General features: G+C 74.1%; 13 protein-coding genes. 4 read left to right on the forward strand and 9 right to left on the reverse strand.

Annotated elements, in window-relative coordinates; genetic code table 11:
• The first annotated feature begins 198 nt into the window (after positions 1 to 198).
• Positions 199 to 492 carry a 4a-hydroxytetrahydrobiopterin dehydratase gene (locus ACLQ22_RS24965; RefSeq protein ID WP_425694448.1) on the forward strand — a complete coding sequence of 98 codons (294 nt, stop codon included), beginning with the start codon at positions 199 to 201 and terminating at the stop codon, positions 490 to 492.
• The gene (locus ACLQ22_RS24970; protein ID WP_425694449.1) at positions 489 to 1643 is read left to right on the forward strand and encodes an FHA domain-containing protein; all 1155 of its coding nucleotides are present in this window, start codon (positions 489 to 491) and stop codon (positions 1641 to 1643) included. The genes ACLQ22_RS24965 and ACLQ22_RS24970 overlap by 4 nt, the downstream gene beginning before the upstream one ends.
• A gap of 65 nt (positions 1644 to 1708) precedes the next feature.
• Here ACLQ22_RS24970 and rocD read toward each other — a convergent pair whose 3' ends face one another.
• The 3 genes from rocD to ACLQ22_RS24985 form a co-directional block, all read right to left on the reverse strand.
• Positions 1709 to 2923 carry an ornithine--oxo-acid transaminase gene (rocD, locus tag ACLQ22_RS24975; RefSeq protein WP_425694450.1) on the reverse strand — a complete coding sequence of 405 codons (1215 nt, stop codon included), beginning with the start codon at positions 2921 to 2923 and terminating at the stop codon, positions 1709 to 1711.
• Positions 2920 to 3735 carry a dimethylargininase gene (gene ddaH, locus ACLQ22_RS24980; protein WP_425694522.1) on the reverse strand — a complete coding sequence of 272 codons (816 nt, stop codon included), beginning with the start codon at positions 3733 to 3735 and terminating at the stop codon, positions 2920 to 2922. Before ddaH ends, rocD begins: the two co-directional genes overlap by 4 nt.
• Before the next feature lie 199 nt (positions 3736 to 3934).
• A complete protein-coding gene (locus tag ACLQ22_RS24985; protein WP_425694451.1) occupies positions 3935 to 4573 on the reverse strand; it encodes an NAD(P)-dependent oxidoreductase in 639 nt (212 codons plus the stop codon).
• 102 nt (positions 4574 to 4675) lie between these two features.
• Between ACLQ22_RS24985 and ACLQ22_RS24990 the strand changes: the two genes are divergently transcribed.
• Entirely contained in the window at positions 4676 to 5053 is a 378-nt protein-coding gene (locus tag ACLQ22_RS24990) for a winged helix-turn-helix transcriptional regulator (protein ID WP_425694452.1), read from the forward strand.
• Between the two features lie 245 nt (positions 5054 to 5298).
• Here ACLQ22_RS24990 and ACLQ22_RS24995 read toward each other — a convergent pair whose 3' ends face one another.
• From ACLQ22_RS24995 to ACLQ22_RS25005, 3 genes are all read right to left on the reverse strand, one after another.
• The gene (locus ACLQ22_RS24995; RefSeq protein ID WP_425694453.1) at positions 5299 to 6174 is read right to left on the reverse strand and encodes a thrombospondin; all 876 of its coding nucleotides are present in this window, start codon (positions 6172 to 6174) and stop codon (positions 5299 to 5301) included.
• Between the two features lie 188 nt (positions 6175 to 6362).
• Positions 6363 to 6926: a hypothetical protein gene (locus tag ACLQ22_RS25000; protein ID WP_425694454.1), complete on the reverse strand. Its 564-nt coding sequence runs from the start codon at positions 6924 to 6926 to the stop codon at positions 6363 to 6365.
• Positions 6927 to 7247: 321 nt separating this feature from the next.
• Positions 7248 to 9167: a ricin-type beta-trefoil lectin domain protein gene (locus ACLQ22_RS25005; protein WP_425694455.1), complete on the reverse strand. Its 1920-nt coding sequence runs from the start codon at positions 9165 to 9167 to the stop codon at positions 7248 to 7250.
• A 253-nt stretch (positions 9168 to 9420) separates the two neighbouring features.
• Between ACLQ22_RS25005 and ACLQ22_RS25010 the strand changes: the two genes are divergently transcribed.
• A complete protein-coding gene (locus tag ACLQ22_RS25010) occupies positions 9421 to 10230 on the forward strand; it encodes an Fpg/Nei family DNA glycosylase (RefSeq protein ID WP_425694456.1) in 810 nt (269 codons plus the stop codon).
• A gap of 177 nt (positions 10231 to 10407) precedes the next feature.
• On the opposite strand, the gene ACLQ22_RS25015 is transcribed toward ACLQ22_RS25010, so the two are convergent.
• The 3 genes from ACLQ22_RS25015 to ACLQ22_RS25025 form a co-directional block, all read right to left on the reverse strand.
• Entirely contained in the window at positions 10408 to 11286 is an 879-nt protein-coding gene (locus ACLQ22_RS25015; RefSeq protein WP_425694457.1) for an aminoglycoside phosphotransferase family protein, read from the reverse strand.
• A 197-nt stretch (positions 11287 to 11483) separates the two neighbouring features.
• Complete coding sequence (locus tag ACLQ22_RS25020; RefSeq protein WP_425694458.1) at positions 11484 to 12902, reverse strand: WGR domain-containing protein; 1419 nt, start codon at positions 12900 to 12902, stop codon at positions 11484 to 11486.
• Positions 12903 to 13041: 139 nt separating this feature from the next.
• On the reverse strand, positions 13042 to 14421 hold the full coding sequence (locus ACLQ22_RS25025) for an FAD-dependent oxidoreductase (RefSeq protein ID WP_425694459.1): 1380 nt from the start codon (positions 14419 to 14421) through the stop codon (positions 13042 to 13044).
• Between the last annotated feature and the right edge of the window lie 2 nt (positions 14422 to 14423).

The following is a 14423-nucleotide window of genomic DNA, read 5'->3' on the forward strand; positions in this document are numbered from 1 at the left end:
GTGGAAATCTCCTCACGCAGGGTGGGCCGGGGCGACGCCGTTCGCGGGCCCCGGCCGGGCCGCCGGTCAGCCTAACCCCGCCGGTCCACAGCCGCCCATCTATGCCCTGGCGGTCCCCCGGGCCGCCGTGCTGCCGGGTCGGCCACACCTCCCGCCGCTGGTCGGCGTCGTCGCGCCCGGTCCCGGTAGGGTCTCCCCATGGCAGACGTGCTCACCGCCGAGGCGGTGCGAGACGAGCTGGGTGCGCTGGCGGGCTGGTCGGGAGACCCCGCAGGGATCACCCGCACCGTGGAGCTGGCCAGCTTCCCGGAGGCCATCGCGGTGGTCGACCGGGTCGCCGTGACGGCGGAGGAGCTGGACCACCACCCCGACATCGACATCCGCTGGCGGGCCCTGACCTTCCGGTGCGTCACGCACTCGGCGGGCGGGGTCACCCGGCGTGACCTGGAACTGGCTCGGCGGATCGACGAGATCGTGGGGAGCGTCGGATGAGATTCGAGATCAGCAAGGTGCTGGACGCCATCGAGGGCCGGGTCAGCACCGACCCGTCGCTGGCCCGGGCCGTCGTCGACCTGGCCGAGGTGATCCGCTACCAGGACCTCGACGGCGGCCGGCCGGCGAGCCTGCTCCGCCTCGGCATGGTGATCGACGCCCTCGCCCGCGAGTTGGAGGAGGACAGCGTCCCGGTCTACGCGGTGGTCCACCGGGCCCTGCTCTCCGACGCCGACCTCACCTCCAACGAGCGCATGGTGGTCCGCCGGTGGGCCGACGACGGGCTGGTCGAGGTGCTCGACAACCCGGGCGACCGGATGCTGGAGGTGGCGGACCTGCTCGGGCTGCCCGTGCTCACCCGGGTGCGGGCCGACGGCCTGCGCGGGCGCTACCCGTGGCTGGTCGAGCAGGCCGGCCGGGTGCTCGCCCCGGTGCCCGGCGCCGGCGGGCCGGTCTTCATCGCCCACGTCGGCGGCGGGCACACGCCCGTCGCCGGTGACCGGTCACCGGCCGGCGTGAAGCTGCTCACCCGGCGGTGGCGCTGCGCGGAGCCCGGCTGCGCGCTCTTCGGCGGCGGTGGCGGGGGCGGCGGGGCCTTCGCCGACCTGTCCCGGGTGGTGGAGCGCAGCCCGGCCGGCCAGCCGCCGCCCACGCTGCGCGGCGGCGCGCCGACCTGCCCCCGGCACGGCACCCGGCTCGGCGACGCCGGTCCGCGACCGCGTAGCGCCGTCCTGGCCGTGCGGGTGGGCGGGCTGATCCGCCGCCGCTTCGTGCTCACCGAGGAGGAGCCGGCGGTGGTGGGCCGCGCGCCCGACCAGGCCGGCGGGATCACGCTCGGGCAGTGGCTCAACGACGAGGCGCGCCGCTGGATCAGCCGCAGCCACGTCCGGTTCGAGCTGCGGGTCGGCGAGGTGATCGTGACCGACGTGAGCACCAACGGCTCGGGCATCCGCCCGGGCGGGTCGATGGCGGAGGCCGACCGGGTCCCGCTGGCGCCGCAGCAGTCCCGGGTGCTGGCCGAGGGCGACATGGTGGAGCTCTACCCCGGGGTGCAGATCGGCCGGCCCGACGAGCTTCCCACCGGCGCTTCCTACACGCCGACGTCGGTCATGGCCGAGGCCCCCACGATGGCGATGCGCCTGCCCCGCTGATCCGCCGGGAGACGACGGCGGGCGCCGGGACCGTGGTCCCGACGCCCGCCCGTGTCGTACGGGGCTCAGCCGGCCAGCACGGCGGCGAGCTGGGCGACCGCGTGGTCGATCTCCTCCTCGGTGATCACCAGCGGCGGGGCGAGCCGGATGGTGGCGCCGTGGGTGTCCTTGGCGAGCACCCCGCGCTCGGCGAGCCGCTCGCACGCCTCCCGGCCGCTCATCAGGCTCGGGTCGATGTCGAGGCCGGCCCACAGGCCCCGGCCCCGCACCGCGACCAGGCCCCTGCCGACCAGCGAGCGGAGACCGGCGTGCAGCCGGGCGCCCAACTCGGTCGAGCGGCGCTGGAACTCGCCGGTGGCCAGCAGCCGGACGACCTCGGTCGCGACGGCGCAGGCCAGCGGGTTGCCGCCGAACGTGGAGCCGTGCTGGCCCGGCCTGAGCACACCGAGCACGTCGGCGTTCGCGGCCACCGCCGAGACCGGCACGATGCCGCCGCCGAGCGCCTTGCCCAGCAGGTACATGTCGGGCGTGACGCCCTCGTGGTCGCAGGCGAAGGTGTCCCCGGTCCGGCCGAGGCCGGACTGGATCTCGTCGGCGATGAAGAGCACGTTCCGCTCGGTGCAGACCCGGCGTACGCCCGGCAGGTAGCCCTCCGGCGGCACGACGACGCCCTGCTCGCCCTGGATCGGTTCGAGCAGCACCGCGACGGTGTTCTCGTCGATGGCGGCGGTCAGCGCCGCCAGGTCGCCGTAGGGGACGACCGTGAATCCCGGGGTGAACGGCCCGAAGTCGGCCCGCGCGTCGGGGTCGGTGGAGAAGCTGACGATGGTGGTCGTCCGGCCGTGGAAGTTCCCCTCGGCCACCACGATGTTGGCCTGCCCCGGCGCGACGCCCTTGACCTGGTAACCCCACTTGCGGGCGACCTTGATGCCGGTCTCCACGGCCTCGGCGCCGGTGTTCATCGGCAGCACGAGGTCCTTGCGGCACAGCTCGGCCAGCTCGCGGCAGAAGTCGGCGAACTGGTCGTGGATGAACGCCCGGCTGGTGAGGGTCAGCCGGTCGAGCTGCGCGTGCGCGGCGGCGATCAGCGTCGGATGGCGGTGGCCGAAGTTCAGCGCCGAGTAGCCGGCCAGGCAGTCGAGGTAGCGGCGGCCGTCCACGTCGGTCAGCCAGGAGCCCTCGGCGGAGGAGACGACCACCGGCAGCGGGTGGTAGTTGTGCGCGGTCCACCGCTCCGCGTCGCGGATCGCCTCCGGCGTCCGCAGCATGTCGTCGATCACTGGCTCGCCTTTCCCTGACGGAGTCGCAACGTGCAGCACTTCGGTCCGCCGCCGGCCTTGCGCAGCTCGGAGAGGTCGACACCGATCGTCTCGTAGCCCCGGTCGCGCAGCTTCGCGGCCAGGCCGGTGGCCTGCGCCGGCAGCACCACGTGCCGGCCGTCGCTGACCGCGTTCAGCCCGAAGACCTCGGCGTCGGCGAGGGTGGCGTGCACCGCGTCGGGGAAGAGCCGGCGCAGCACCGCCCGGCTGCCCGGCGAGAACGCCTCCGGCAGGTACGCCACCGTCCGCTCGTCGAGCACGGTGAGCGCGGTGTCCAGGTGGTAGAAGCGCGGGTCGACCAGCTGCATGGTCACCACCGGGTAGCCGAAGACCTCCTGGAGCTGCGCGTGCGAGGCGTGCGCGGTGCGGAAGCCGGTGCCGGCCAGCAGGAAGTCGCCGGCCAGCAGGATGTCGCCCTCGCCCTCGTTGACGTGCTTCGGGTCGTACATCTCGAAGCCGGCGGCCTCGAACCAGGCGCGGTAGGCGGGGGCCTCGTCGGCGCGCTGCGGGTCGCGGAACTGCACGGCCATCGCCCTGCCGTCGATCACCGTGCCGCCGTTGGCGGCGAACACCATGTCGGGCAGGCCGGGCACCGGAGCGATCTCCTCGACGGTGTGGCCCAGGTCCCGGTAGGTCTGGCGCAGCTGCTCCCACTGCCGGACGGCGAGGTCGACGTCGACCGGCGCGGTCGGGTCCATCCACGGGTTGATGGCGTAGTCGACGGCGAAGTACGTCGGCCGGCACATCAGGAAGCGCTGGCTGGTGGCGTCCATCGTCATTGTCCTGCTCCCAGGGGTCGGGCGCGCCCGGCCACCTTCGGCCCACGGGCTGGCGCCGTTGCTCAACGTTATGCGGCCGGGGGCGACACAATCCACCGGCGATGCTTGCGTCGAACGGCTGATCGTTGCGTATCCGAACCCAGGAAAGGCGATACGTTGCGGCACGGCGCCCGGACGGCGGCGATGCGCTGCATCAGCCCTGCTCCACCCCGAGGTGAACCTGCCGGTGCCGGGGCGTCTCGATCTCGTCCAGCAGCGCGACGGCGAAGTCGGCGTACGGGATCCGGCTCGCCGCGTCGGCCGTCGCCCAGCGGTAGCGGCCGACGCCGGTGCCGTCGTGGTCGAAGTCGCCGGCCGGGCTGAGCACCAGCCAGTCGAGTTCCGGCCCGGCGTGGCGCAGCGTCTCCGTCCCGGCCGCGTGTCCCAGGTAGAAGGAGCGGTACTCCTGCGGGTAGCCCGTCGTGTCCATGAGCAGGTCACCGCCCGCCGTCGGCAGCACCGAGGCCAGCCCGACGACCAGCAGCCGGCGGTTCCCGGCCGACGCCAGCCCGGCGGTCAGCGCCCGGGCGGCGGCGGGAAAGAAGACGTCCGGCGGCGCGGCCAGGTCGGCGGCGGCGTGGATGGCGGCGTCGTGCCCGACGGCCAGTGCGCCGACGCGGCCGGCGTCGGTGACGTCGCCGACCGCCACCCGCACGGCGTCGGTCGAGGCCAGGTCGGGATGCCGGCCCGGGTCCCGGACGACCGCGGTGACCTGGTGCCCCCGGGCCCGCGCCTCCCGCACCGCTGCCCGGCCGGCCCGCCCACCGGCTCCGAAGACAATGATCCTGCCCATCGTCGTACCCCTCACGCCCGTCGTCCCGGCCGGTCGCCGGGACCGCGACGGACGCTAGTCGGCACGGTGGTTACCGATGGGATACCAACTACTGTGGCGGGCATGGCCACGCCGCTCGACCCGGAGATGTTCGACCCGGTCTGCCCGTCGGACCTGTCCCCGATCCGGTTCCGCGACAAGTGGGCGGGCATGATCATTCGTTGCCTGGAGGCCGGTCCCCGGCGCTTCTCGGAGCTGCGCGTCCCGCTGCGCGGCATCACCGCGAAGGTGCTCACCCGGTCGCTGCGGACCCTGGAGGAGGACGGTCTGGTCGGGCGCACCGTCCACACCGGGTCGGTCCGGCGGATCGAGTACGCGCTGACCCCGCTCGGGCGCAGTCTGCTCGGGCCGATGGACGTGGCGTGCGAGTGGACCCACCGGCACTGGGACGAGTTGCTCGACGCGCGGGAGGGCGTGACCCCCGGCGCCCCGGAACTCTGAGCCGGCCCCGGGCCGCCGGATCGCGACCGGTGACCGGGCGAGCGTCGGGTGAGCGCCGGATGCCGTCGTGCCGACCGCAGCAGCGCCACCGTGAGCAGGCCGGCCACCTGGGAAGACACTTCGGGGGCGGCGAATCGCCGCCCCCGAAAAAGGGTTGCCCGGCTGGTGAACCACCAGGCTGGTCGGGCGTCGCCGGTGAACCACCGGCGCTGCCGGCGCACCGCCGGCGAGCCGAACAGTGCCCGCTAGAAGCGGTCCACAAACTGTGAGTCAAGCCACTCGCGGAACCGCTGCACCCAGTCCCCGTCGGTGGTCGGCCAGTCGAACTGACCGGTCATTGCCAGCACGCCGAGCACCACCGCGCCGAGGCCCAGGGCGACGCCGAGCAGCGCGTCGGTCTTGCCGGCGATGTGCCGGCGGCGGGTGGCCATCAGGCCCAGCACCGCGAGGACCGCGCCGAGGGCGCCGAGGCCGATGCCGTACCCGGCGAGGGTGCCGGTGAGCACGAAGAGCGCCCCGGCGACGCCGACGATCAGACCCAGCGTGGCGAGGATGCTGGCCCGGGGCTTCGGGCCGGCGACGACCGGCCGCTCCGGCTCGCGGTCGGGGACGCCGTCGCCGTCGCGGTCGACGGGCCGCTCCACGGTGCGGTCCCGGTCGACGGGCCGCTCCACGGTGTCCCCGTCGAGCGGGCGCTCCCCGGCGCGGTCCGTCCGGCCGCCCAGCGCCGCGTTCCGGTCCAGATCGGTCGTCCGGCCGTCGAGGGTCCGTTCGAGCGCCGGGTCGGGCTCGGTGGTCCGGGGAGCGCGTCGGTGATCGTCGTCGATGGGTCGGGCCGTGGCCGCCCGGGCGACGGCCGCCCGCTCGGCCGCCCGCCGCTCGGCGGCGGCGTCCCGCCCGGCGCCGTCGGGCGCGGCGCTGCTGCGGTAGGTCGTCTGCTCGCCGTCCCGGTCGGCGACCACCGGACGGCTGGGCCCGTTGCCGCCGTCGGCGTCGGCCCGCGTCGCGTCGTCCCGGCCGGTGCCGGCGGCAGCGTCGCGGCCGTCGACGCGGCCGTCGAGGTTCTCGTCCCGTGCCGGCGCCTCTTCCGACCGGCGGGACAGCGAGGGAATCTTCACCACCACACACCTCCTCATGAATGCGTGGTGGCCGATGCAACGACGCCGCCCACGCGGTACGCCTCTGCAATACCCAGGCGGTCGTTCCGCGACACCGGGTGCGCGGCGGTGGACCGGGTCGGTGCGGAGGACGTTCCGGTCCACGCGGGCAGCCAGCGTTCCGGTCTACGGGTGCAGCCGGGCGCGGCGTCCTACCGCTGCCACGTGTCGAGGGCGCGGACGGCGGCGCGGGCGAAGTCGTCCATGAGGTCCGGGCTGCCGCTGGTGCCTTCCCAGCCCTGGTCGTGGAGCACCGTCGTGACGTCGTCGACGCGGATCACGGTGATCTGGCTGACCGCGTCGCCGCCGGTGCGGCTGCCCTGCAGGTCCGTCTGCGGCCAGGTCTGGGTCACGAGCAGGGCCTCGTCGCCGACGCCGGGCAGCGGGCGGGTCCGGACCTCGACGGTGGTCCCCGACCGGCGGAAGGACGGGCACGAGTCGAGCGAGCCGCGCAGCCGCCGCAGGTAGTCCGAGGCGCCCTCGCCCTCGAAGGTGAAGATGGTCTGCGTGACCGTGCCGTACGGGACGTTCTCGGGCGGGTCCTCGATCTGCTTGTAGACGTTCATCATCGAGGCGCTCGCGGTCACCGCCCGACCGCCGGTGCCGAACTCCTCGCCGCACAGCTTGGGTAGGGCGTTCGCGACGGGCGTCGTCGTCCGGGGCGACTTCCGATGCTCCGGCGGCAGTTCGAGGAAGGCCGAGGTGGGAATGGTCACCGGCGCCTTCCCGCTGGGCGAGGTTGGCGGAGCCGTCGCGGTGGGCGTCGACCCGGTCGCCGAGGGGGTGGGTGCCGTGCCCTGACCCTGGTCGTCGGCCGGGGCCGTGCAACCGACGAGGCCGATGGTACCGAGCAGCGACACACCGAGGGCGGTGGATCGCCGCAGCCTGGTGGCGGGGCGCCGGGGGGTGCGGTGATCCATCGTGGTGCCTCCCTGTGTCGGCCTCTCCCGACCTCTTCCCGGCAGCGGGTCGACCGAAACGAGGGGGTGCTGCCCGGCAGACCGCCGGGCAGCACCCCCTCGCCGGGTCGAGGCGCGTCAGGCGGGCACCGTCCACTTCTGGTTCGCGCCACCGGTGCACGTCCAGACCTGGGTCGGTGTCGCGTTGGCCGAGCTGTTGTCCACCACGTCCAGGCACTTGTTCGCGCTGGCGCTGACCAGGTCGCGGGCCGCCGTCGCGGTCCACCGCTGGTTCGCCGCGCCGGTGCAGGTCCACAGCTGGGTCCGGGTGCCGTCGGCGGTGGCGTTGTCCCGCACGTCCAGGCACTTGCCCAGGGCCCGTACGGTGCCGTCGCCGCCGAGCGTCCACTGTTGCGCGGCGCTGCCGTTGCAGTCGTACAGCTGGACGGCGGTGCCGTCGGCGCTGTTGGCCCCGGCGACGTCGAGGCACCTGCCGGCCAGGCCGACGATCGGGCCGGTCCGCCCGCCGCCGCCGGACTGGCTGCCCGACCAGGTGAAGGTGGCGGTGGTCCGGGCCGGCAGCGAGTACGTGAAGGACTGCCCGCCCCACACCACCTTGACCGACTGGCTGCCGGTGCCGCCGTTGTGCGCGATGAGCGCCTTGGACCCGTCCGGGTTCACGTACGCCACGTTCTGCACCGTGCCGTTGGCGGTCGAGTCGATCCGGTACGCGCCGGGTCGGACGAACTTCGTCAGGTGCCCGGTGGTGTAGTACTCGACGGTGTAGTCGACCTGGCCGGCCCGCGGGCCGCCCTCCTGGACGGTGACCAGGCCGGTGCAGACGTCGCAGCCGCCGTTGTGCGGGCCCATGTTCTGGTTGAGGGCGAGGCTCCACTTGACCAGGCTGCTGCTGTGGTTGCGGGCGTAGTTGACGATGTCGGCCAGGTCCTCGTTGTGCTGGTTGCCGATCCAGGTGCCGCCCGAGTGCTCGGTGCTGAACTGGCGCACCGACGGGTACTGGTTGCGCACCTGGGTGCCCACGGTCGGCTCACCGAAGTAGCCGTGCCAGGCGATGCCGCCGAAGAGCGGGTCGTTGCGGATGCCCGGGTCGGCCAGCAGCACCGCCCCGAAGCCGGAGTAGTCGCCGTAGTTCCAGTCGTGCACGAGGACCTTGGTGTTGAGGCCGGCGGCGCGCAGCGCGGGGTAGAGGTGGTTCTTGGTGAACTCGACCAGCCCCGACCCGTTCCAGCTCATGCCCGGGTAGTTCATCTCGGTCGGCGCGGCGGCCTTGCAGCAGTTCGGCTCGTTCTGCACCGACAGGTAGTTCACCGGGATGCCGGCGGCCTGGTAGGTCTGCACGTACCTGACCAGGTATTGGGCGTACATCGGGTAGTACTCCCACTTGAGCCAGCCCATCTGGTCCATCCGGCCGTTGTCCTTCATCCAGCCGGGGGCGCTCCACGGCACCCCCTTCACCCGCAGCTCCGGGTTGAGCGACCGGGCCTGGGCGGTGAGCAGCCGCACGTTCGTGTCGTAGCCGTTGCTGTAGAAGTCGTTGAGGTCGCAGCAGGTGTCGTCGAGGGAGACGTTGCCCGGGCGGGAGAGGTCCGAGGCGCCGATGGGGTTGCGGACGAAGGAGAGCCCGATGCCGTCGGTCGGGGAGAAGAGCTTGCGCATCACGGCGTCGCGGGTGGCCGCGCTGATCGGCCCGCCCCGGAACAGGTACGCGGTGGTGTCCGTGATCGACGCGCCGCCGCCCTCGAACTGCTGGTAGCGGGTGTTCTCGTTGACGGTGATGGTGTGCGTCGCGCCGCCGCTGGAGGGGGCGAAGGCGAGCGGGGCCTGCTGCTGGAGGCCCCGGCTGACCTGGCGGCCACCGGGGTCCGTGGTGGTGGTCAGCCAGACGTTCACCGGCTCGTTGGCGGCGGACGCCGGCGCCGGGAGCGTGACCGTGGCGGCGGCCACGGCGGTGCAGAGCGCGAGCAGACCTGCGGACGCGACTCGGCGCCGGGCTCGCCGGCGGTGACCCGCCGTGGCGGGTACGGGGGTGGTGGACATCGGGTGTCTTCCTCTCGCGCGGCGGTGGTGGCGATGTGCGAACGTGCACGAACCGGCCGATAATGGGCGCGTTGATGTCACGGATTGCCCGGACCTGTCCGAACCTCCGTGAGATCCAGTTAATATTCCTTCGTAATAGAAGTCAATGAATCCGTCCGACTGTCCTGCCCGGCGTGCTGCCCGTGCGCGGCGGCAGGGCCCCCCGGTCCCGCACCGACCTCCGCCCCCGGCGCGCTGGCTATCCTTGGCACCCGTGCCAGAGGGACACACCATCCACCGCCTGGCGGCGCGGCACGCCGAGCTGTTCGGCGGGGACAAGCTGCACGCCGCCAGCCCGCAGGGCCGCTTCGCCGAGGGCGCGGCCCGCCTCTCCGGCACCGTCCTGGAGGCCACCGAGGCGTACGGCAAGCACCTGCTGCACCACCACGCCGACGAGCTGACCCTGCACGTGCACCTCGGGCTCTACGGCAGGTTCGCCGACGGCGCCGGGGAGCCGCCGGAGCCGGTCGGCCAGGTGCGGCTGCGGCTGACCAGCGACCGGCACTGGCTCGACCTGCGCGGTCCCACCGCCTGCGAGCTGCTCACCCCGCCCGAGGTGGCGGCGCTGCGCGACCGGCTCGGCCCCGATCCGCTGCGCGCCGACGCCGACCCCGACCGGGCGTACGCCCGGATCTCCCGCAGCCCCACGCCGCTGGCCGCGCTGCTGCTGGACCAGTCGGTGGTGGCCGGCACCGGGCTGATCTTCGTCACCGAGGCGCTGTTCCGGGCCGGGCTGCCGCCGACGCTGCCCGGCCGGCGGCTGACCCGCGCCGGCTGGGACGCGCTCTGGGCGGACCTGGTGGCGCTGATGCGGCTCGCCGTCGTACGCGGCCGCATCGACACCGTCCGCGACGCGCACCTGCCCGAGGCGATGGGTCGCCCCGCCCGCGTCGACCGGCACGGCGGCGAGGTGTACGTCTACCGCCGCCCCGGCGAGCCCTGCCACGTCTGCGCCACGCCGGTGAGCCGGGGCGGGCTGGCCGGCCGCAACCTCTACTGGTGCCCTGCCTGCCAACCGGCCTGACCCATCCCGACCGCTGCGCCAATCCTCATAGCAGCCTGTCGAGCTGCCCCGTCTGCGCGGGCAGCCCGACAGCGCGTATGGCGGGCGCCGTGCCATGGCCGGGGTGCGATTGAGGAAGGCAAGGACCGGCATCGCCCCTGCGCCGCAGCGGCTCGCGGCCGTCCGTCAGGCGGTAACTCACCCCGCGTCGAGCAGCCAGCGGACCACCTCGACCTGGTTCGGGAAGACCTTCCCCTCGCCGATGCTCCAGGCCAGCGTCTGCCCGATCGTCCAGCCGCGTACCCGCTCCCGGTCGAGCCCCAGCTCCGCGCTGAGCCGGTCCAGCCGGTGCCGGACGGCCTCCGGCGAGTGCCCCAGCTCCGGGCCGCGCACCAGCGGCACCACGCCGAACTCGCGCTCGCCGGTCAGCGGCTTCGGGTCGATGAGCAGCCACGGCTCCCGGGTCGCCCGCAGCACGTTGCCGGCGTGCAGGTCCTGGTTGACCAGCACCTGCTCGCCCTGGCTGCCGGCCAGGTCCGTCAGCAGCCCCAGCGCCGCGTCGAGCAGCCGCCGCTCGTACGGCCGGCCGGCCCGCTCCCAGTTCACCGGTAGCCGCTCCAGCCAGCCGGCGGCCTCGTCCGCGAGCGGGGTGAAGGGCGGGCCGGCCGGCCGCCACAGCCGGGGCAGCAGTCCGACCGCCACGTCCAGCGCCGCGTCGGCGGGCAGGGCGTGCAGCGGCGTGCCGGGCGCGCACCGCTCGACCAGCAGCGCCCGCCGCTGCGGGTCGTGCCCGAGCAGCCGGGCCGCCCCCGCCCCGGCCCAGTGCTTCAGTGCCGTCGCCTCGTGGACGCTGTCGGGGTCCGGGTACTGGAGCTTGAGCACCGCCGGGGTGCCGTCGGGCAGCTCCGCCGGCAGGGCCAGCGACGCGAAGGCGTACGGGAAGGGCGGCCCGAGCCGCAGCGACCAGCGGGCGGTGCAGGCGGCCAGGCGCTCCGGCAGGGCGGCCAGCCACTCCCGCCCGGCCGGCACGTCCCGCACCCAGCCCAGCCCCTCGGGGATCAGCAGTTCGGCATCCACCCGGCCATCCTGGACCAGCGCCCGCCCACCCCGCACCACCGATTCCCCCGCTCCCGCCCACCCGCCGGTCGCGGTGATCAAGAGGTTCGGGTCCGCCACGGAGATCGAACCGGACGCAAACCTCTTGATCACCGCGCCGGGGGAGGGGTGGGCGGCGGGGGTAGGTGGGGGTGGGGTGGGGGTGGGTGGGAGCGCGGTCAGCGGAGGCGGCGGATGTCGCCGTGGGCGCGGTAGAAGCCGCCCCGGCCGGACTCGCGGACCTGGGTGACCAGGTAGCGCGCGCCCGGCTCGCGGATGCCCTTGGGGAACTGCACGGACCAGTCCCGGTGGTAGCCGGGGGAGACCACGTGCACCCGCAGCCGGCCCCGGTCCTCGACGCACTGCACGACCACGCCACCGTCGACGTCGCTGGTCACCTCGACCGTCGTCCAGGCCGCCGGCTCCGGCATCCGGGGCGGGGCCTTGACGTCGACCACCTCCGGCACGTCGCCGGCCTCCGCCGCCCGGATCGCCGGCTCGCTGGCGTCGATGCAGGCCAGATGGCCGCCGGTGGTGACCACGTAGAGCCGATCCTCGTGGTACTGCATCGAGTAGGCCGAGCCGCAGCCGGTGCCGAGCTTCCACAGCCGGTTGCCGGCCGCGTCGAAGCAGTAGATCGAGGACTGGCTGTCGCCGGCGAAGACGTACCGGCCGCCCTCGGCCGTGGCGCAGGAGAAGACCGGGGCGTCGCAGCGGTAGGTGCGCTCGGCGCGGCCGTCCTTCGCCAGCCGCACCACCTCCCGGGTGGCGGTGCCCGCGAACACCGCGCCGGGCTCCTGCCAGCCGAAGAGCACCGATCCGGTACGGGTGTGCCACAGCTCCTGGCCCGTCCGCCAGTCGTAGCCGGTCACACCCTGCGAGTGGCCGTGGTAGAGCGCGTCGGCGTCGCAGCGCACCATCCACGCCGACCGGCCGCGGCCCTGCCGGCGCCAGAGGAACTCGTCCTCGTGGTCGACGGCGACGATGCCGCCACCCGCGTCGGAGACGCCCAGCACCCCGTCGTGGATGTCCAGCCAGTAGATGTCGATCTCCGGCGCGATCTCGTACGCCACCCGGGGCACCTTGCCGGACAGGTCGTAGACGTTGCCGTCGTCGCAGCCCGCGTAGATCCAGGCGTCGTCGGCGACGATGCACTTCACCCCCTCGGGGAGGCGGACCTGGTTGAGCACGCGGGCGTCGTGGCCGAGCGTGGTGATGACGCCGCGCTCGTTGCCGACCATGCAGCTCTGCCCGTCGACGAAGATGCCGAAGGCCGGGGCGCCTGAGTCGTAGCGCCAGAGCACCGGGGCGGTGCGGGCGGTGGAGCGGGTGCTGACGATCTGCCGCCGGGAGACGGCGCGCTTCTGCCGCACGCCGCGCACGGCCGGGGCGTACCCCTTGCGGACCTTCTCGCCGATCTTCTTCGCCGCCGCTGCGCGGGCCTTGGCGTTGTCGGCGAAGGCCGTGGTCTTGACCTGGCCCTGGTCGCCGATCCGGCCGTAGCGGACGGTCAGCGCGGAGTCGTCGACGACGACCTCGTAGAACTTGTGCGCACCGTCCGCTTCGGACAGTTCGAGGTAGGTCGTCTCCTGCGACATGGGGGGCCCTCCGAGGGGGTCGGCGACCGGCCTGACGTGGCCGGCGCGGCGGCAGCGGGCACACGCTAACCCCCGCCCCCGACAAAGCCCACGGGGGTGTGCGGCCGTCACTCCGACCAGGTGCGCGCCGCGGTGGGGGCTACCGGCCGACGGCGGCCAGGGCGTCGACGGCCTTGCGGGCGGCGATCAGCACCGGGTCCCAGACCGGGGCGTACGGCGGGGCGTAGCCCAGGTCGAGCGCGGTCATGTCGTCCACCGTCATGCCGTTCCACAGCGCCACCGCGAGGGTGTCGATCCGCTTGGCGGCCTCGGACCAGCCCACGATCTGCGCACCGAGCAGCCGACCGCTGGGCTTCTCCGCGATCAGCTTCACCGTCATCGGCCGGGCGCCCGGGTAGTAGCCGGCGCGGTTGGTCGACTCGGCGATCACGGAGACGAACTCGAACCCCGCCGCCGCGGCGTCCTTCTCGCGCAGCCCGGTGCGCCCGACCTCCAGCTCGCAGACCTTGGTGACGGCGGTGCCGATCACCCCGGCGAAGGTCGCGTACCCGCCGCCGATGTTGATGCCGGCGACCCGGCCCTGCTTGTTGGCGTGGGTGCCCAGCGGCACGTGCACCGGCAGCCCGGTGACCCGATGCACCGTCTCCACGCAGTCGCCGGCGGCCCAGACGCCCGGCACCCCCTGCACCCGCATCCGGCGGTCCACCCGGATCCCGCCGGTGGTGCCCAGCGGCAGGCCGGCGGCCTCCGCGAGCGCGGTGTTGGGGCGTACGCCCAGACCGAGGACGACCACGTCGGCCGGGATGGGCCCCTCGGCGGTGACCACCGCGGACACCCGGCCATCGGTCTCCTCCAGCCCGGTCACCCCGAGGCCGGTGCGGATGGTGACGCCGATGCCCCGCATCGCGTCCGTGACCAGCTCGGCCATGTCCGGGTCCACGGTGGCCATCGGCTGCTCGGCCTGCTCGACCAGGGTGACGGCGAGCCCGCGCTGGATCAGCGCCTCGGCCATCTCCACGCCGATGTAGCCGCCGCCGATCACCACCGCCCGGCGCGGCCGGGGCTCGGCGTCCAGCCAGTCGCGCAGCGCGGCGCCGTCGTCGAGGGTCTGCATCCCGAAGACCCCGCCGGCGGCGGTGTCCGCCCAGCCGGGCTTCTTGGGCACCGCCCCGGTGGCGTACATCAGGGTGTCGAAGCGCTCCCGGACCTCGCCGCCGCCGTCGAGGTCCCGCGCGGTGACCTCGCGCCGGTCGAGGTCGATGGCGGTCACCTCGTGCCGCAGCCGGACGTCGATGTCGAACTTCTCCCGGAACGTCTCCGGGTCGCGGGCGATCAACTGGTCCCGCTCGGGCACCAGGCCGCTGATCCAGTACGGGATGCCGCACGCCGAGTACGACGTGAAGTGCCCCCGCTCGAAGGCGACGATCTCCAGGTCGCCACGGTCCCGCCGGCGTCGCGCCTGGGACGCCGCCGCCATTCCCGCGGCGTCCCCACCGATGACGATCAGCCGTTGCGCCACGG

This window comes from Micromonospora sp. DT178 (assembly GCF_049841695.1).
In the GTDB taxonomy this organism is placed as follows: Bacteria; Actinomycetota; Actinomycetes; order Mycobacteriales; family Micromonosporaceae; genus Micromonospora.